The organism is Fictibacillus nanhaiensis (assembly GCF_049537595.1).
In the GTDB taxonomy this organism is placed as follows: Bacteria; Bacillota; Bacilli; order Bacillales; family Fictibacillaceae; genus Fictibacillus; species Fictibacillus nanhaiensis_F.
The window spans coordinates 1,107,684-1,124,151 of record NZ_JBMULM010000001.1; the positions used below are offsets into that span (position 1 = coordinate 1,107,684).

Below are 16,468 nucleotides of genomic sequence, written 5' to 3' on the forward strand. Positions count from 1 at the left end.
TTTTTGGAAAATAGCAGGGATTTTTGAAAACCACGTGTTTGTACGGCTTTTCAAAACTACCAAATAATACAAATCTAGAATAAAGCCAATTCATTAATAAAATCATCATAAATTTACAAGAATCAAGGAATTGCTGTAAAATCCTCATGTTTTTAAGTTTGACAATTTTTTTTCTTTGACATGACGTTTACGTATATATAGTATAAGGGTAGAAGTTATACATACAAGATATAGATATGCATTCGTATGTGATTTAAATAGAGGAGGAGAAATATGGACACACTCGCAACTGTTAAAAAGGGTATTAACATTGATGCTCTCAACAGTGATATAGCTCAATTTCCACAAGTACACCCCGTAACGTCTACGATGAAAACAACGCACAAAGGTGTTTCTCGGCTGGTCATGCTAGACCGATACAGCTTTAAAGATACAGAAAAGAAAACGTTAAAACCGGGTGATTTTGTTGTATTAACGGTAAAAGAAGACCCAAAATTTCCAGCAAGAGGGCTAGGCTTTATCCAATCTGTCAACTGGGACGATAAGAATGCAGTTGTATTGGTTGAAGATGAGTTCAAAGCAGTGCTAGAGAAGCCTGAAGAAGCAGAATCTGGTTTGATCACTCGTTCACTAGATGTGATGGACAAGCCGTTAGAAGTTTACTACGAGCAGATTGCCCTAAGAAATGCGACAGGTTTAGCATCTGTTGAAACGACGGAAGAAAAGCGTAAAGAATCGTTTGAGAAATTCTATAAAGAGCTTTCAGAGATGAATTTTGTACCCGCTGGCCGTGTTTTATATGGCGCAGGCGCAGAAACGGATGTAACGTATTTCAACTGTTACGTTATGCCGTATGTAAAAGATTCGCGTGAAGGAATCTCAGATCACCGTAAGCAAGTTATGGAGATCATGAGTCGTGGTGGCGGAGTTGGGACGAACGGATCTACACTTCGACCGAAGAACGCATTAGCTAGAGGCGTAAACGGAAAATCGTCTGGATCTGTATCTTGGCTGGATGATATTGCGAAGTTGACGCATCTGGTCGAGCAGGGAGGAAGTCGCAGGGGGGCCCAGATGATCATGCTGGCCGACTGGCATCCTGACATCATCGATTTCATTATTTCTAAGATGCAGAATCCTCGCATTTTACGTTACTTAATTGAAAATACAAATGACGAGAAGATCAAACAAGTTGCACAAGACAAATTAAAATTCACACCGCTGACACCCGCTCAAAAAGCGATGTACGAAGGAATCCTTCGCTATAAGGATATTCCAGGAACAGGCGGATTTGATTCAGACGTTCTACGTGATGCCGAAACAATGCTTCGCGATGGAGGAACGTATAGCGTTCATAATTCTGAGTTCTTAACTGGAGCAAATATCTCAGTTACGATCACAAAAGAATTTATGGAAGCGGTAGAAAATGACACTGAATATTTATTACGCTTTCCAAGTGTTGAGGCTTACACGCCTGAAGAGATGGAAGCTTACAACAACGAGTGGCATGAAGTCGGAGATGTTCGGGTTTGGGAAGAGAAAGGTTATGGTATACGCGTCTATAAACGCATTCAAGCGCGTGAACTGTGGAACCTGATCAACATTTGCGCAACATACTCTGCTGAGCCAGGTATTTTCTTTATTGATAATGCAAATGACATGACAAACGCTACCGCTTATGGACAAAAGGTTGTAGCAACGAACCCGTGTGGAGAACAACCACTTGCACCATACAGTGTGTGCAACCTCGCTGCAGTCAACCTTGGTAATATGGCTGACAAAGAAAACAAAACGGTAGACTTTGAAAAGCTAAAACAAACGGTTGAAGTCGGCGTACGCATGCAGGACAATGTAATTGATGCAACACCATATTTCTTAGAGCCAAATCGCATCCAAGCTTTAGGGGAACGTCGTGTAGGACTTGGGGTAATGGGACTTCATGACCTTTTGATCTATTGCGAGACCGTTTACGGATCTGAAGAAGGAAACAAGCTTGTTGATCAAATTTTTGAGACGATTGCTGTTACGGCTTACCGCACGTCAATTGAACTTGCTAAAGAAAAGGGAAGCTTCCCGTTCTTAGAAAGTGATTCAAAAGAGACGACTAACGAGTTGCGTAGACGATTTACTGAAACAGGTTATATGAGAAAGCTTCCTGAAGATGTACGCGAAGACATTTTAGAATTCGGTATTCGTAACTCTCACTTGTTAACTGTTGCTCCAACTGGATCCACAGGAACCATGGTTGGCGTCTCCACAGGATTAGAGCCTTACTTCTCATTCTCATACTTCCGCAGTGGTCGTCTTGGGAAGTTTATTGAAGTGAAAGCAGATATCGTAAAAGAATATTTAGACAGCAATCCAGAAGCGAACGAAAATGAGCTTCCTGAATGGTTTGTTGCTGCAATGGAGCTTGCACCAGAAGCACATGCAGATACGCAATGTGTCATCCAGCGTTGGGTAGACAGCTCGATCTCAAAAACAGTAAACGCTCCTAAAGGTTATACGGTTGATCAAGTTCAAAAAGTTTACGAACGCCTTTATAAGGGTGGAGCAAAAGGTGGAACGGTTTACGTAGATGGAAGCCGCGACTCACAAGTTCTTACACTTAAAGCAGAAGAGACTTTTGAACAAACTGAGATCGATCTAGGTATGGAAGAAGAAAAGAGCAAAGTTGTTATTTTAGATACGATTACTGACCTTCGTTCTACAGATGTAACCATCGGTAATGAAGTTGGAAACACTTGCCCTGTATGCCGAAAAGGAAAAGTGAAAGAAATCGGTGGCTGTAACACGTGTACAAATTGTAACGCTCAATTAAAATGCGGATTATAAATAAGGAGGGAAGGAACTGGAAAAGTTCCTTCCTTTTTCTTTTGTAGATATTAGCACATACTAACTCCATCATTTGTTATAAAAATTGTGGGGTGTATGACTATGGCTGGTGCCAATAAACCGTTTATGCCGCAGTTGATCTATTTCGAACCGCGTGCACTAGAGTATCCATTGGGAAAAGAACTGTTCGACCGTTTTAGTAAGTTAGAAGTTGAGATCAGAGAGACAACATCTCATAACCAAATTCGTGATTTGCCAGGAGATAATGATTTTCAGAAATACAGAACGGCTAAATCAACGCTCGTTGTCGGTATCAGAAAAACGTTGAAATTTGATACATCAAAACCATCTGCAGAATACGCGATTCCTCTCGCAACTGGATGTATGGGACATTGTCATTATTGTTATCTGCAAACTACACTCGGCAGCAAGCCGTATCTACGAACTTATGTGAATACAGATGAGATCTTTGCTCAGGCTGAAAAGTATATGCAAGAACGTGCCCCTGAGATCACGCGATTCGAGGCTTCTTGTACATCTGATATTGTAGGTATCGATCATCTTACTCATAATTTAAAAAGAGCGATTGAATTTTTTGGAGCAACAGATCTAGGTAGGCTTCGATTTACGACGAAATACCATCATGTAGACCATCTCCTTGATGCAAAACACCAAGGAAGAACGCGTTTTCGTTTTAGTGTAAATTCAAACTATGTGATAAAGAACTTCGAACTTGGAACAAGTCCGCTTGAAGAGCGTATTAATGCTGCCATAAAAGTGGCAGAAGCAGGGTATCCATTAGGATTTATCGTAGCACCTCTTTATCTTCATAAAGATTGGGAAGAAGGTTATAAAGAACTTTTTGATACGTTAGAAGCGAAAATTCCAAAGCATTTAACAAACGATCTTACGTTTGAACTGATTCAACACCGATTTACGAAACCTGCAAAACGTGTTATTGAAAAAAACTATCCAAAATCAAAGCTTGAGATGAACGAAGAAGAGCGGAAATATAAGTGGGGAAGATATGGAATCGGAAAATATGTTTATCAAGATGATCAGGCGACAAGACTGCGTGAAACGGTAGAAAATTATATTCATACGATGTTTCCACAAGCGAAGATTGAATATTTTACTTGATAAAATGCAAAGACACCTTCCCTTGTCACGCTTACCATTCTATAGTATCCTTTTTATAGAGACCAAGCTGGTTTAGTATAGGGAGTGAACAATTTGCCGCCAACCCCAAGTATGGAAGACTATATAGAACGCATCTATGCCCTAATCGAAGAGAAAGGCTATGCCAGGGTATCAGATCTTGCTGAGAACCTAGAAGTGCATCCCTCTTCAGTAACCAAGATGATTCAAAAGCTCGACAAAGGCAAGTATGTCGTTTATGAAAAATACAGAGGTTTCGTTCTAACACCGAACGGAAAAAAACTTGGAAAACGTTTAGTTTACAGACACGAGTTACTTGAAGAATTCTTAAAAGTTATTGGGGTCGACCAAGAGAACATCTACCAAGATGTTGAGGGTATCGAACATCATTTAAGTTGGAACGCTATTGATCGAATTGGAGATCTTGTTCAGTTTTTTGAAGAAGATGAAAATAGGATAAAGTCATTAAGAGAAGTTCAAGCAAAGAATGAAGAACAAGAACAATCATAAATATTTTATGGTTGTTTTTTATTTTGGTTTTTTTTTTGAGGGGCTGAAACCTATGCAGATACAAGTGGACAGTATTTTGTATGAAGTGGACAGTAAATGGATCATTCAAAGCTTGAATCCCATGGGAAAACGGAGAGATGTTCCTACACCCCGCTTCCCTGACCGGCTGACCTTCTTAGATAAGAGGACAAAAGACTTTATTTTGAAGAATCGGTTATAAAGGACATCTTCTGCTGATTAGGATAATAGTGGAGGAGATGTTTATGCGAATTGATGGTGTTTTTTCAGGTGGAGGCATCAAGGCGCTTTCGTTGATTGGTGCTGTTGAAGCAGCTGAGAATCGAGGCCTCAGTTTTGAGAGGGTAGCGGGGACAAGTGCGGGGGCGTTGATGGCTGCTTTGATCAAAGCGGGCTATACGGCGGGTGAAATGAAAGATATTATTGATAAATTAGACTTTAGAAAATTTTTGGATACAAGTAAAACGATAGTACCTGTACCTTTTATGAACTGGTTGAAGCTTTACTGGAAACTTGGTCTGTTTAAGGGGGATTATCTGGAGAACTGGGTAGCTTCTCTTTTAGCGGCACGTGGAATTGTTACCTTTGCGGATATTCCATATGGCAGTCTTAAGATTATTGCGTCTGATATTTCTCGGGGCAGGTTGATCGTTTTGCCAGATGATCTTGAGGAATACGGTTTATTGCCAGAGCGTTTTCCAGTGGCACGAGCGGTTAGGATGAGTTGCAGTCTTCCTTATTTCTTTTATCCGATCAAACTTTTCAATCGTGTTGGACAAAAAAGTTTTATTGTTGATGGAGGCGTTTTGAGTAACTTTCCGATGTGGCTTTTCCAAAGAAAAGATAGGGTGCCCGTTCGGCCGGTGCTAGGTTTTCAATTAAGTTCATATATCAACGACCACATTCCAACACACAATGTGAAGAATGCGGTTCATCTTTTTAAAGCATTGTTTGAAACGATGATGCAAGCGCATGATAACCGATACATTGATTCACACGATGCACGGGATATTATTTTTATGCCTGTAAAGCATGTATCTGTTATCGATTTTCAACTGTCTTCAGAAGCGAAGAATGAACTTTATACGTTTGGCCACGATCGTGCTGAGCAATTCTTACAAAGCTGGATTGCAAGTAAGAGATATCCAAATCCAGCATATAAAAATCGAGCCTAGTCCTTAAAAGGAGGCTCGATTTTTTTTCTTGTTCTTTTTCCCTTCGATCACGGTTAAGTGATGTTCACGTGTTTTCTTTCTCTGAGCGGAACTCTTTGCAGTCTTTTTGCTCGAAAACAATGGAGAAGCAGCTTTTGCCGGCTTTTGGTTCGTACCATAGCGTTTTTGAGATTGCTTGACCGCTTTTCTATATTTGCCGTTTACACCCGATGAGGTTCTGCGAAAGATAAAGTAAAACACGGCGACCACTGCTGCCCCGATCAGAATGGTCGTAAATAAGTCGCGAGGTGAAGTGACTAGTTGATAAAGAATACCGACAATAGCCAGTGAAATAACAAACCAAATGATAGGATGCAATCTTCTATGATTCTGTTGCAACAGGTTCACCTCCTTATGATTAAACGATTTTACTTGCGTTAAGTTCACTTTCATAGGATGCGTCACGACGTAACATTTCATTAAAAGAAATAATAGAAACTTCAATTTGTTTTTCATCGGGTTCTTTCGTTGTTAAAAGTTGAAGCCATAAACCAGGATATCCAAGGTAACGAAGAACAGGAACATCTCTTAGTTTATTAGTTAACTGTAATACTTCAAAAGATACCCCTAAAACCACAGGGATAAGCGCAAGTCTGCATAAAATTCTTAGCCATAACGGATCTGATGGAAAGAAATAATAGATGAACATGCCGACGATTACAGTAAATAGAATAAAACTGCTGCCGCAACGATAATGAAGTCTTGAATGCTTCTTTACGTTTTCAACGGTGAGCTCGTCTCCTGCTTCATACGTGTTGATTACTTTGTGTTCAGCTCCGTGATACATGAATACTCTCTTGATCGCGGGTGTTAAAGAAACAAAATAGATGTAGCTTAATAAAAAGATAAACTTGAACAAACCTTCTAATAAATTCTGCCCTAAGTGCCCGGGCACGATAAAACGAAAAGCTTCTGCTAAAAAAACGGGTACGAGCGTAAAAACAAATTTTCCAAAAAGGAAAGATAAGACACCGATAATGGCTAAAGAAAAGAAAAAGGCAAATTTTGATGGTTTTTCTTCTTCCTCTTTTTCTTCCTCACCGGGGTTAACGCCAAATCGTTCAGCTGAAAAATTTAAATGCTGAGTACCGTTCATACTCGCTTCGATTATGGCAATAAATCCTCTTAAGAAAGGAATCTTCTTTAATTTTGATAAAACAGGAGAAGGTTTCTTCTTAAGTTCGAAATACTCAATCGTATCGTCATTTCTGCGTATTGCCGTTACATATGTGTGCTTTCCGGCAAACATAACCCCTTCTAATACGGCCTGGCCGCCGTAAGCGGGCTTTTTCTCTTTTGTCATGTTGAACCCCCAGCCTAAAGTTTTGTAGGTACTTTCTATTCTACAGGAAAGCGGGATATTCCTCCACAAAGGATGATTGTATTTTTCCCATTTTATACATGTTCTACACGGAATATGATTGGTTGCAGTGTGAGAAGTTTGGGCAATGGTTTTGTGGACATACTAGTAGTGTTGGAGGTGGTCGTTAATGAGCGATTCAAAACTAGAACAAAATAAACAGGAATCTCAATCTTCATTTATGAGCAGAGTAGTTGGTGTTGGCTTCTTTGGAGGTTTGATCTGGGCTTGTTTCGGATTTATTGCCTATTATTTAAATTTCTCAAAAGTAGGTCCCGCACTCGTTTTGGCACCATGGGCACTTGGAAAGTGGAAAACAGAGTGGATTGGTCAACTGATCAGTATTTTGATTATTGCTCTACTTTCAATTTTAGTCGCCATTGCCTATCGCTATGCGTTTGCCAAGATCAAATCCATGTGGGCTGGTATTCTTTTTGGTGTGGCACTCTGGGGAATCGTCTTTTTCTTGCTTCATCCGATCTTTCCAGGATTGGAACCTATGAATACGATAGGTAAAAATACGATTACAACGACATTGTGCATCTATATTTTATATGGTGTTTTCGTAGGTTACTCGATCTCATTTGAATACAGTGAACGTCATGGCCAGTCCCAAGGAAACAAGGAATCAACACAGAGTTCGTAACTATTCAAAAGAATACACGCTATGATAGAATGTTTAATGAACATTCTATTTTTTTATGCAAAGGCTAGGTGTTTCAGGTGAAAAACAGAAAATGTCTTGTTATAAACGGACCCAATTTAAACCGATTAGGTAAACGTGAGCCTGGCATATATGGTGCGCAAACATTGGAAGATCTTCAAGCAGACCTTGTTTCATTTTCAAGAGAGTTACTCATGGATCTTTCGTTCGAACAGAGCAATAATGAAGGAGATATCATTGATTTCATTCATGGAGCTGAAGGTGAGTTTGGTGGTATCGTTCTAAACGCAGGTGCCTATACTCATTATAGTTATGCGATTAGAGACGCGATTTCCAGTGTGGATGTCCCCGTGATTGAAGTCCATTTATCAAATGTGCACGCTAGAGAAGAATTCCGACGCGAATCTGTTATTGCTCCAGTTACGATCGGACAGATTTCAGGATTTGGTTTTGATAGTTATAGATTAGCTCTTCAAGTTTTTCATAATCAACTTAAAGGGGATACGTTATGAATCGTGTAGAACGGGCAAGACAATTATTCGATACATTTGATATTGATGCACTCTTAGTTACATCTTCTTCAAACCGTTTTTATTTAAGTGGTTTTAAAGGAAGCTCTGGAGTACTTTTGATCACGAGAGAAGAAGCGGTTTTAGTAACTGATTTCCGATATAAGACGCAAGCTTCTGAACAAGCAGAAGGGTATCGTGTTGTGATGCACACTGATCCAATTCCGCAAGAGGTTGCAAAGTTGACGAAGGAGCTTTCGATTTCTAGGCTCGGTTTCGAGCAAGACCATGTTACATACTCCACATATCGTACATATGAGACACTATTAAATGACAATACGACTGAACTTGTTCCAGTATCCGGTCTTGTTGAAAAGTTGCGCTTGATTAAGGATGAATCAGAGATTAAGATAGTAAAGGATGCAGCATCTATTGCCGATGCCGCTTTTTCACATATTATCGAGTACATCCGCCCAGGACTTACTGAGCGGGAAGTATCAAACGAACTAGAATTCTTCATGAGAAAAAATGGAGCCACCTCTTCATCGTTTGATATTATTGTGGCCTCTGGCTACCGATCAGCCCTTCCACATGGTGTTGCCTCAGATAAGAAGATTGAAACGGGTGAATTAGTAACCTTGGATTTTGGAGCATACTACAAAGGTTATTGTTCGGATATCACTCGTACGGTAGCCATCGGAAATGTTTCAGATGAGCTGAAAGACATCTACCAAGTCGTATATGATGCACAGATGCTAGGAATGAAAGGCATCAAACCAGGAATGACAGGTAAGGATGCAGATGCGTTAACACGTGATTACATCACTTCAAAAGGATATGGTGATTACTTTGGGCATTCTACAGGACATGGAATTGGTTTAGATGTTCATGAAGGACCAGCTCTATCTATGAAATCTGACACCATTCTTGAACCGGGAATGCTTGTAACAGTAGAACCAGGTATTTATATCTCAGGTCTAGGCGGAGTTCGGATTGAAGACGATGCACTCGTCACAAAAGATGGCAATGAATCACTTACGCACTCTACTAAAACCCTCTTAACGTTAAGTTAAGGTATATCAGGAGGATAAAAACATGATTTCAGTAAACGATTTTAAAACAGGATTAACGATTGAAGTTGACAACGGGATCTGGCAAGTTCTTGAGTTCCAACACGTAAAGCCAGGAAAAGGTGCGGCATTTGTTCGCTCTAAACTTCGTAACCTTCGCACAGGTGGTATCCAGGAAAAAACGTTCCGCGGTGGAGAAAAAGTAGCTAAAGCACATATCGAAAACCGCAAGATGCAATACCTATATGCATCTGGAGATACGCACACGTTTATGGATAACGAATCTTATGAGCAAATTGAACTTCAAGCTTCTCAAATTGAATACGAGTTGAAGTATTTGCTTGAAAACATGACTGTTCAAATCATGACGTATCAAGGGGAGACGATTGGTGTTGAACTTCCAAACACAGTTGAGTTAGTAGTGGCAGAGACTGAGCCTGGTATTAAAGGGGACACAGCTTCTGGTGGAACTAAGCCAGCAACGCTTGAAACAGGCTTGATCGTACAAGTTCCTTTCTTCGTAAACCAAGGGGACAAGCTGATCATCGATACAAGAAATGCAGCTTACGTTTCTCGTGCATAGTCTATAATATTTAAACCTCATTCCATTTTTGGAGTGAGGTTTTTTTATGTGTTAAGCAGATGTCAGGTCGCGAACAGGATGAAAAGTTTGATGGCGCAACCAATGGACAGGATAAAAAGGATGCAATGCAATATTTGTTTGAGTTTAGGGTATCTGACATCTCTTGGTTGTCGATTTATGTAGACTCGCGGATATATGGCAAAAACTTGCGGGATTAATGCCAAAACTCGCGGAATAAAGTAAGAAATTTCTTGATTGTCTTAAAGAATCTCAAGGATTCTTATTTGAAATACCCCACTCCGTATTAGTAGGAATACAAGTGCTAGAACTGAAATGCACTTATTTGGTTGTATTTAATTAAATACAGCCTGTTATAAGCTAAACTAGCACCAGATTCCTGAATGCTAACTACAATCCTACTAACTGTATTGCTAATAGACATCCAATCCATTCTTTTCAAACATAAGTAGACTCTAATCAATGGAGCTGCTTGTCACCACAGAAGTCTTACCTTCTAGACAGGCTCCTTCGCGTAGTATTTTATTGTCATTCTATCAAAGCCCTCTCTATCTTCCCTTCTAACTTTAAACTTTAACCCACCTTTATTGGCATAAAGCTTAAATATCAACCATACGTTTATAGTACTAGCCTTTTAAAGGAGAAATCGGTCATGGAGACGATCTTTAGACTTTTTCCAGATAACATACAGCACAACTTAAAAAATTTACCACCATCTGTCCTTCAATCTGTAGAAGAGATCAGGATTAGAATTGGACAACCGATGGAAATTCTTTGTTCGGGCAAACCGATCTATCCGACTGAGGGTCCGATTTCAGCTGAAGAGTCGCAAGTATTGCTCAATCGATTAAGTCAGCACTCACTCTACGCACTTGAAGAGGAATTAAAAAGGGGCTATATCACCATATCTGGCGGTCATCGTGTTGGACTAGCTGGAAAAGTGATCACTGAACATGGATTCGTAAAAGCCATCAAGGATATAAGTTCGTTTAACGTAAGGATAGCGAGAGAGAAAATTGGAATCGCTGAACCATTGATTTCTTATCTTTTTCAAAAAAAATGGCTTAACACATTGTTGATTGGTCCGCCGCAAACGGGGAAAACCACGTTATTAAGAGATATTGCGAGAGTTGTTAGTTGTGGCGTTCAACAAAGAAACATCCCCTCTTTTAAAGTGGGAATCGTAGATGAGCGCTCTGAAATAGCGGGTAGCATAAAGGGTGTTCCTCAACATACTCTTGGAAGACGTGTCGATGTTCTCGATGCATGTCCAAAAGCGGAAGGGATGATGATGCTCATTCGTTCGATGAGTCCTCAAGTGATGATCGTCGATGAAATCGGTCGAAAAGAAGATGGTGAAGCGATATTAGAAGCAATGCATGCGGGTGTTCAAATGATTTTTACCGCACATGGCAGCTCTGTTGAAGATGCAATGAAACGTCCTGTGATGAAACCATTAGGAGATCTTTCATTGTTTGAAAGGTATGTTATCTTGGGCCGCGATAAAGGACCAGGAACGATTGAAAGAATTTATGATGGAGCATTAAATGAGATGTACAGATCATCAAGTGGTAGAGCACAATGAGTTGGTTAGGTGCGATCGCGATTCTTTCAGCCACTACGATCTTTGGTTTTGAGTGGGCAAAACGAGTAAGAGAACGACCTAGGAAGTTGAGAGAACTAAAAGTGACGCTACAAGCCTTGGAGGCTGAGATCATGTATGGATCTACTCCGCTTCATGAGGCGTTTTTGCATATAGGAAGACCTTTAAAAGATCCGTTGTCCACTTTCTTCCTTACCCTATCAGACCGATTAGTAGAAGGTGAACTTTCGGTGCAAGAAGCATGGGATATACAGTTGGCTGTTCTGGCTAAAGAGACTTCCTTTAAGATGGGTGAGATTGAAGTGCTTCGCCAATTTGGAGCGACTCTTGGCAGGCATGACAAAGAGCATCAGCAGAAGCAGATTCAATTGACGCTTGCCCACCTGAATCGTGAAGAAAAAGAAGCGAGGGACATACAGGAACGCTATGAAAAAATGTGCAAAAGTCTTGGAGTCCTAATGGGACTTTTAATCGTTATTCTCTTACTGTAACAAGGAGGTACTTTCGATGGGATTGGATGTAAACGCAGTGTTTCAGATCGCTGGACTTGGAATAATCGTCGCGATGCTTCATACCGTGTTAAAGATGATCGGCAAAGAGGATTATGCACATTGGGTCACTCTATTAGGTTTTGTTGTTGCCCTTTTTATGGTCATTACTCTTTTAGATGATTTGTTTCAGAAGGTAAAAGGGGTCTTTTTGTTTCAGAATTAAGGAGGGGGCCAGATTGGAAATTATCCAAATTGTTGGTTTTGGACTGGTTGCGGCTTTTTTAGCATTAGTCCTTAAAGAACAAAAAGCAAATTTTGCTTTTTTGGTCACACTCATGGTTGGAGCAGGAATATTTTTATTCTTGATTGATAAGATTGGACAAATTCTAACGATGCTTCAACGACTTGCCATCAACGCAAACGTAAACATGGTCTATGTTGAAACGTTGTTAAAAATAATCGGTATCGCTTATATTGCAGAGTTTGGAGCACAGATCACACGAGACGCTGGTCAGGGAGCTATTGCTTCTAAGATCGAACTAGGTGGGAAGATACTGATTCTCGTGATGGCGATACCGATTTTAACGGTTATTATCGAGACCGTGCTGACGCTTATTCCGAAATAAGAAAGCGGGTTGTAAAGATGCAGAAAGTGATGATGCGGACAAGTCTTTTTCTATTCATAATCTTTTCCTTCATCCTATTTGGTCCCATAGAATCCGCATCAGCGAGCTCGATCACTTCAAAAATGGTAGATCAACAAGTTTCCTCCATGCAGTTAGATGAGATCAAACAATATTGGGATAGCATCTCGCGAGAATATGGCGGTTTCTTGCCAGAAAGCCAGAAAGGAACCTTCCTTGAATTTGTAAAAGGGGAAAAAGATTTTTCAATAAAAGGGTACATGCTTGGTCTTTTAAAGTTTATGTTTCATGAACTTGCTGTTCACGGAAAGCTGCTTGGAACCTTAATTCTGCTCACCGTTTTCAGCATGCTCCTTCAATCCATCCAGAATGCATTTGATCGATCGGCCATTTCAAAAGTGGCGTATGGCATTATCTATATGGTCTTGATCATCTTAGCTTTAAACAGTTTTCACGTTGCCATCTCGTATGCGACAGAAGCGATCGATAACATGTTGAGTTTCATGATCGCACTTATTCCTCTTCTTCTTGCCTTGATGGCTACTGTTGGAAGCATCGCTTCAGTCGCCTTTTTTCATCCAGTTATCTTGTTTCTAGTAAATACAAGCGGTCTATTAATCAAGAATTTTGTACTTCCACTTCTTTTTCTATCTGCACTATTAAGCATCGTTTCTACGATGTCAGAGCACCACAAAGTCACTCAGTTAGCCAAGCTGTTGCGTAATATCAGCATGGGAGCACTCGCCTTTTTCTTTACAGTATTCCTCGGTGTCATGAGCGTACAAGGTGCAACAGCAGCAGTGGCAGATGGCATTACGATCAAGACAGCAAAATTCATAACAGGAAATTTTATTCCGGTTGTTGGACGTATGTTTACAGATGCGACAGATACAGTTATGAGTGCTTCTATCTTACTTAAAAACTCGGTAGGCATAATAGGAGCACTCTTATTGCTTCTACTGGCTATCTTTCCTGCCATCAAAGTTTTAATACTAGCTTTTATATATAGCATGGCAGCAGCCCTCCTACAGCCTTTAGGTGGTGGGCCGATCGTTGAATCATTAGGCATCATCGGTAAGAGCGTCATGTTTATCTTTGCTGCTCTTATGACGGTTTCGATCATGTTCTTTTTAGCGATAACGATTATAATCGCAGCCGGCAACGTTACACTGATGGTTCGATAGGAGGTGAGTCATGGCATTCTTAACCGAATGGATAACCAATATTATTATTCTTGTACTATTGGCTGGAGTCATCGAGCTGTTGTTACCTGGCAATCAGTTTCAAAATTATATCAAGATGGTGGTAGGGTTGCTCATCCTGCTCGCCATGCTCTCGCCACTGTTCAAATTAATAAACTCGGATCTCGATCAAGTGTTTCTCGCTATGGATCTACCAGCCGCTGCGAAGGAAGACGAAATAAAAAATTCGATAGAAGAGAATAAAAGTGAAATACAATCCGCTCAACGTGCATATATATTAGAGCAAATGGCTGTCCCAATGAAAAAACAAGTTCAAGAGGAGTTGAAACAGACTTATGAGTTAGAGATAGTCGATCTTCAAATTCAAACGGAAATCGGTAAAGAGCCGTTGGATGCTGAGGATGTTATGGGTGCCAAAGTGGTACTAGCCAAGTATCACGATCAAGAAGAGATTTCTGAAGTATCAGAAGTGGATGTAAGTGTTTCTGGTCCAGAGAGAAAAGAATCTCTCGAACCACCGGTTTCAAGTGAAGTCATCCAGTTCCTAGCTGATCAATGGCAGCTGGATGCAGACCAAGTTGATGTACATTTGGAAGGGGGAGAGGAGTTATCCCAATGAAACGTTCATTTTGGGAACAGATAAAAAAACGGCTGCAGCTGAGTGATAAAGCAGGGAATAAACAAAAGTATTTACTTGTCTTACTTCTATTGGGAATTTCTCTAATGTTTCTTAGCAAGATGATAGACTCCCCTGCTCAAAAAAGTTCATTGAACGGGCTAGTGCCAGAAACGAAGGTTAAATCTGAGGCGGTTTTTAAACAAGCGAAAGAAGTCACAGACAAGAATATTAAGACCTATGAAGATCGTTACTCGAACGAACTGAAAGATCTATTAGAACAAATGCAAGGCGTAGGCAAAGTGTCAGTCTGGGTTGAACTCTCCACAACAGAGAAAAAAGAGTTCGTTACAGATGATAGCACTCAGAGTCAAACAACTTCTGAAAATGATAAAAATGGCGGGAAGAGAACCATAGAAGATCAAAAGATAGATGAAAAGGTAGTCATCATCTCAAATGATGGCAGAGAAGAGCCGATCATCGTTACAACAGAAAAACCAAAGATTAAAGGTGTAGCCGTGTTGGCGCAAGGTGCAGAGAACATCCAGACAAAGTCTATGATCATAGAGCTCGTTAAAAAAGTTTTTGATATAGGTAGTGACCAGATTTTCGTAGGACCAAAAAATCCTGAGGGGGAATAATCAAATGTTATTGAAAAAACAAACCGTTTGGCTTTTGACTATGCTTAGCTTAATCATTGTATTGTCGGTGTATTACATTACCGCGCCTGGTGGAACAGATGATCTTGCATACTTGGAGGCAGGAAAGAAGTCAGGTAAAGAAGCGACAGTTTCAGGTGTTGCAAACGATGATGTGTTCACAGCACTTCGCCTTGAGCGAGATGAAGTTCGTGATGAGATGAGTGCTGACTATGTAGCAGTTGCAGGGTCTGAGGATGCTTCTGCAGAGGTTCAAGCTGATGCTTGGGCGAAGATGACAGAGCTTCAGTCACTTACGATGCAAGAATCAACAGTAGAAACATTGATCAAATCGATGGGATTCAATGATGCTTTAGTAAGCACGATGAACAATGAGATCAAAGTAATCGTTAAAGCTGATAAACTGTCGAAAAAAGAAGTCGTTGAGATCATGAATGTTGCGAACGAACATCTTGGTAGTAATAAAACGGTAGCTGTTGAATATCATGCATCTAAATAAATTTGAGTTTAAAAGCCGGAAGTTCCGGCTTTTTTCTTTTTGCGTTTTCATGATATATTGGATAGAAACTTAAAGCGTCTGCGTTATTAAGTTTGTATTTCTTTGTGACGGGAAATGATAGAAAAATGTGAAGAGTATTCGCAAACGCTTACAATGTTAGGTGTTATCGTGTACTATTAACTTGAACATGATTCTAATGTATCCACGAAAAGAGAAATATGGTATATTACATGTGTTAAGACCTAGTCACAATAGAAGGTGCTAATTAAAAAATCTAAACTGGATAGGATTGTTAAAAGGAGTAGAGATCATGCTAAAAATTCAAGAAATCCGTGAATTGATTAAACTTATTGACAAATCAAGCATCAATGAATTCAAATACGAAAATGACGGTTCTAAGATTGTTCTTAAAAAGGACAGTGGAACGGTCGTTTCTCATGGAGCAGAAGAAGTTGTTTCTCAGCCCGTAGTCACTCAAGCGCCACCTGTAAAAGAACAGTCTCCAGCAGCTGAAACAGTTAAGGAAAATACAGAAGTTAAACAAGAAACAAAACAGGCAGACGAAGACGCTAACTTACATAAGGTAGTTTCTCCTATGGTAGGAACGTTCTATTCTGCTTCATCTCCAGATGTTGAAGCATTCGTTAAGCCAGGAGATAAAGTTTCAAAAGATAGCATCGTTTGTATTATTGAAGCAATGAAATTATTTAATGAGATCGAATCTGAAGTGAATGGTGAAATCGTAAAAGTTTTAGTTGAGAACGGACAATTAGTAGAATACGGACAACCTCTGTTCCTTGTGAAAGCAGAATAGG

The 16,468-nt window shown here is 40.0% G+C and carries 19 protein-coding genes; 17 read left to right on the plus strand and 2 right to left on the minus strand.

The features are described from left to right. Nucleotides 1-273: 273 nt before the first annotated feature. The 4 genes from ACOZ9X_RS05515 (at nucleotide 274) to ACOZ9X_RS05530 (ending at nucleotide 5,696) form a co-directional block, all read left to right on the plus strand. Nucleotides 274-2,835 carry a vitamin B12-dependent ribonucleotide reductase gene (locus ACOZ9X_RS05515; RefSeq protein WP_423417318.1) on the plus strand — a complete coding sequence of 854 codons (2,562 nt, stop codon included), beginning with the start codon at nucleotides 274-276 and terminating at the stop codon, nucleotides 2,833-2,835. 102 nt (nucleotides 2,836-2,937) lie between these two features. Further along, a complete protein-coding gene (gene splB / locus ACOZ9X_RS05520; protein ID WP_066396061.1) occupies nucleotides 2,938-3,975 on the plus strand; it encodes a spore photoproduct lyase in 1,038 nt (345 codons plus the stop codon). 111 nt (nucleotides 3,976-4,086) lie between these two features. Next, nucleotides 4,087-4,503, plus strand: coding sequence for a transcriptional regulator MntR (gene mntR, locus ACOZ9X_RS05525; RefSeq protein WP_066400195.1), 417 nt, complete (start codon nucleotides 4,087-4,089; stop codon nucleotides 4,501-4,503). 263 nt (nucleotides 4,504-4,766) lie between these two features. Then, entirely contained in the window at nucleotides 4,767-5,696 is a 930-nt protein-coding gene (locus ACOZ9X_RS05530) for a patatin-like phospholipase family protein (protein ID WP_191753856.1), read from the plus strand. Nucleotides 5,697-5,699: 3 nt separating this feature from the next. Here ACOZ9X_RS05530 and ACOZ9X_RS05535 read toward each other — a convergent pair whose 3' ends face one another. Both ACOZ9X_RS05535 and ACOZ9X_RS05540 read right to left on the minus strand, forming a co-directional pair. After that, the gene (locus ACOZ9X_RS05535) at nucleotides 5,700-6,074 is read right to left on the minus strand and encodes an SA1362 family protein (RefSeq protein WP_423417319.1); all 375 of its coding nucleotides are present in this window, start codon (nucleotides 6,072-6,074) and stop codon (nucleotides 5,700-5,702) included. A gap of 19 nt (nucleotides 6,075-6,093) precedes the next feature. After that, entirely contained in the window at nucleotides 6,094-7,038 is a 945-nt protein-coding gene (locus ACOZ9X_RS05540; protein WP_144699141.1) for a DUF1385 domain-containing protein, read from the minus strand. Nucleotides 7,039-7,225: 187 nt separating this feature from the next. On the opposite strand from ACOZ9X_RS05540, the gene ACOZ9X_RS05545 reads away from it, so the two are divergent. The 13 genes from ACOZ9X_RS05545 (at nucleotide 7,226) to accB (ending at nucleotide 16,467) form a co-directional block, all read left to right on the plus strand. Then, nucleotides 7,226-7,741: a YqhR family membrane protein gene (locus ACOZ9X_RS05545; RefSeq protein ID WP_144699143.1), complete on the plus strand. Its 516-nt coding sequence runs from the start codon at nucleotides 7,226-7,228 to the stop codon at nucleotides 7,739-7,741. A 77-nt stretch (nucleotides 7,742-7,818) separates the two neighbouring features. Beyond that, nucleotides 7,819-8,271: a type II 3-dehydroquinate dehydratase gene (gene aroQ / locus ACOZ9X_RS05550; protein WP_423417320.1), complete on the plus strand. Its 453-nt coding sequence runs from the start codon at nucleotides 7,819-7,821 to the stop codon at nucleotides 8,269-8,271. Beyond that, nucleotides 8,268-9,341, plus strand: a complete 1,074-nt coding sequence (locus tag ACOZ9X_RS05555; protein ID WP_423417321.1) for a M24 family metallopeptidase — start codon at nucleotides 8,268-8,270, stop codon at nucleotides 9,339-9,341. Before aroQ ends, ACOZ9X_RS05555 begins: the two co-directional genes overlap by 4 nt. Before the next feature lie 22 nt (nucleotides 9,342-9,363). Next, nucleotides 9,364-9,921 carry an elongation factor P gene (gene efp, locus ACOZ9X_RS05560; RefSeq protein WP_197130997.1) on the plus strand — a complete coding sequence of 186 codons (558 nt, stop codon included), beginning with the start codon at nucleotides 9,364-9,366 and terminating at the stop codon, nucleotides 9,919-9,921. A gap of 670 nt (nucleotides 9,922-10,591) precedes the next feature. Then, a complete protein-coding gene (gene spoIIIAA / locus ACOZ9X_RS05565) occupies nucleotides 10,592-11,524 on the plus strand; it encodes a stage III sporulation protein AA (protein WP_423417322.1) in 933 nt (310 codons plus the stop codon). Next, nucleotides 11,521-12,033, plus strand: a complete 513-nt coding sequence (gene spoIIIAB / locus ACOZ9X_RS05570) for a stage III sporulation protein SpoIIIAB (protein ID WP_423417323.1) — start codon at nucleotides 11,521-11,523, stop codon at nucleotides 12,031-12,033. The genes spoIIIAA and spoIIIAB overlap by 4 nt, the downstream gene beginning before the upstream one ends. A gap of 16 nt (nucleotides 12,034-12,049) precedes the next feature. Further along, nucleotides 12,050-12,256, plus strand: coding sequence for a stage III sporulation protein AC (gene spoIIIAC, locus ACOZ9X_RS05575; RefSeq protein ID WP_066290831.1), 207 nt, complete (start codon nucleotides 12,050-12,052; stop codon nucleotides 12,254-12,256). Between the two features lie 13 nt (nucleotides 12,257-12,269). Further along, nucleotides 12,270-12,659 (plus strand): stage III sporulation protein AD, encoded by a 390-nt coding sequence (spoIIIAD, locus tag ACOZ9X_RS05580; protein WP_066396033.1) that lies wholly within the window; start codon nucleotides 12,270-12,272, stop codon nucleotides 12,657-12,659. A gap of 17 nt (nucleotides 12,660-12,676) precedes the next feature. Continuing rightward, on the plus strand, nucleotides 12,677-13,861 hold the full coding sequence (gene spoIIIAE / locus ACOZ9X_RS05585; RefSeq protein WP_423417324.1) for a stage III sporulation protein AE: 1,185 nt from the start codon (nucleotides 12,677-12,679) through the stop codon (nucleotides 13,859-13,861). Nucleotides 13,862-13,871: 10 nt separating this feature from the next. Then, on the plus strand, nucleotides 13,872-14,498 hold the full coding sequence (gene spoIIIAF, locus ACOZ9X_RS05590; protein ID WP_423417325.1) for a stage III sporulation protein AF: 627 nt from the start codon (nucleotides 13,872-13,874) through the stop codon (nucleotides 14,496-14,498). Further along, nucleotides 14,495-15,136, plus strand: coding sequence for a stage III sporulation protein AG (gene spoIIIAG, locus ACOZ9X_RS05595; protein WP_137788929.1), 642 nt, complete (start codon nucleotides 14,495-14,497; stop codon nucleotides 15,134-15,136). Before spoIIIAF ends, spoIIIAG begins: the two co-directional genes overlap by 4 nt. A gap of 4 nt (nucleotides 15,137-15,140) precedes the next feature. Further along, on the plus strand, nucleotides 15,141-15,653 hold the full coding sequence (locus ACOZ9X_RS05600) for a SpoIIIAH-like family protein (RefSeq protein ID WP_066396025.1): 513 nt from the start codon (nucleotides 15,141-15,143) through the stop codon (nucleotides 15,651-15,653). 310 nt (nucleotides 15,654-15,963) lie between these two features. Continuing rightward, nucleotides 15,964-16,467, plus strand: coding sequence for an acetyl-CoA carboxylase biotin carboxyl carrier protein (gene accB / locus ACOZ9X_RS05605; protein WP_423417326.1), 504 nt, complete (start codon nucleotides 15,964-15,966; stop codon nucleotides 16,465-16,467). Nucleotide 16,468: the final 1 nt, after the last annotated feature.

What these genes read in the sequence shown, in the direction of transcription:
- spoIIIAE (WP_423417324.1), top strand. Translation starts at nt 12,677, where the DNA reads ATGCAGAAAGTGATGATGCGGACAAGTCTTTTTCTATTCATAATCTTT.
- efp (WP_197130997.1), top strand. Translation starts at nt 9,364, where the DNA reads ATGATTTCAGTAAACGATTTTAAAACAGGATTAACGATTGAAGTTGAC.
- ACOZ9X_RS05515 (WP_423417318.1), top strand. Translation starts at nt 274, where the DNA reads ATGGACACACTCGCAACTGTTAAAAAGGGTATTAACATTGATGCTCTC.
- ACOZ9X_RS05530 (WP_191753856.1), top strand. Translation starts at nt 4,767, where the DNA reads ATGCGAATTGATGGTGTTTTTTCAGGTGGAGGCATCAAGGCGCTTTCG.
- ACOZ9X_RS05555 (WP_423417321.1), top strand. Translation starts at nt 8,268, where the DNA reads ATGAATCGTGTAGAACGGGCAAGACAATTATTCGATACATTTGATATT.
- ACOZ9X_RS05600 (WP_066396025.1), top strand. Translation starts at nt 15,141, where the DNA reads ATGTTATTGAAAAAACAAACCGTTTGGCTTTTGACTATGCTTAGCTTA.
- spoIIIAA (WP_423417322.1), top strand. Translation starts at nt 10,592, where the DNA reads ATGGAGACGATCTTTAGACTTTTTCCAGATAACATACAGCACAACTTA.
- spoIIIAB (WP_423417323.1), top strand. Translation starts at nt 11,521, where the DNA reads ATGAGTTGGTTAGGTGCGATCGCGATTCTTTCAGCCACTACGATCTTT.
- splB (WP_066396061.1), top strand. Translation starts at nt 2,938, where the DNA reads ATGGCTGGTGCCAATAAACCGTTTATGCCGCAGTTGATCTATTTCGAA.
- ACOZ9X_RS05540 (WP_144699141.1), bottom strand. Translation starts at nt 7,038, where the DNA reads ATGACAAAAGAGAAAAAGCCCGCTTACGGCGGCCAGGCCGTATTAGAA.
- spoIIIAC (WP_066290831.1), top strand. Translation starts at nt 12,050, where the DNA reads ATGGGATTGGATGTAAACGCAGTGTTTCAGATCGCTGGACTTGGAATA.
- spoIIIAF (WP_423417325.1), top strand. Translation starts at nt 13,872, where the DNA reads ATGGCATTCTTAACCGAATGGATAACCAATATTATTATTCTTGTACTA.
- accB (WP_423417326.1), top strand. Translation starts at nt 15,964, where the DNA reads ATGCTAAAAATTCAAGAAATCCGTGAATTGATTAAACTTATTGACAAA.
- mntR (WP_066400195.1), top strand. Translation starts at nt 4,087, where the DNA reads ATGGAAGACTATATAGAACGCATCTATGCCCTAATCGAAGAGAAAGGC.
- spoIIIAG (WP_137788929.1), top strand. Translation starts at nt 14,495, where the DNA reads ATGAAACGTTCATTTTGGGAACAGATAAAAAAACGGCTGCAGCTGAGT.
- ACOZ9X_RS05545 (WP_144699143.1), top strand. Translation starts at nt 7,226, where the DNA reads ATGAGCGATTCAAAACTAGAACAAAATAAACAGGAATCTCAATCTTCA.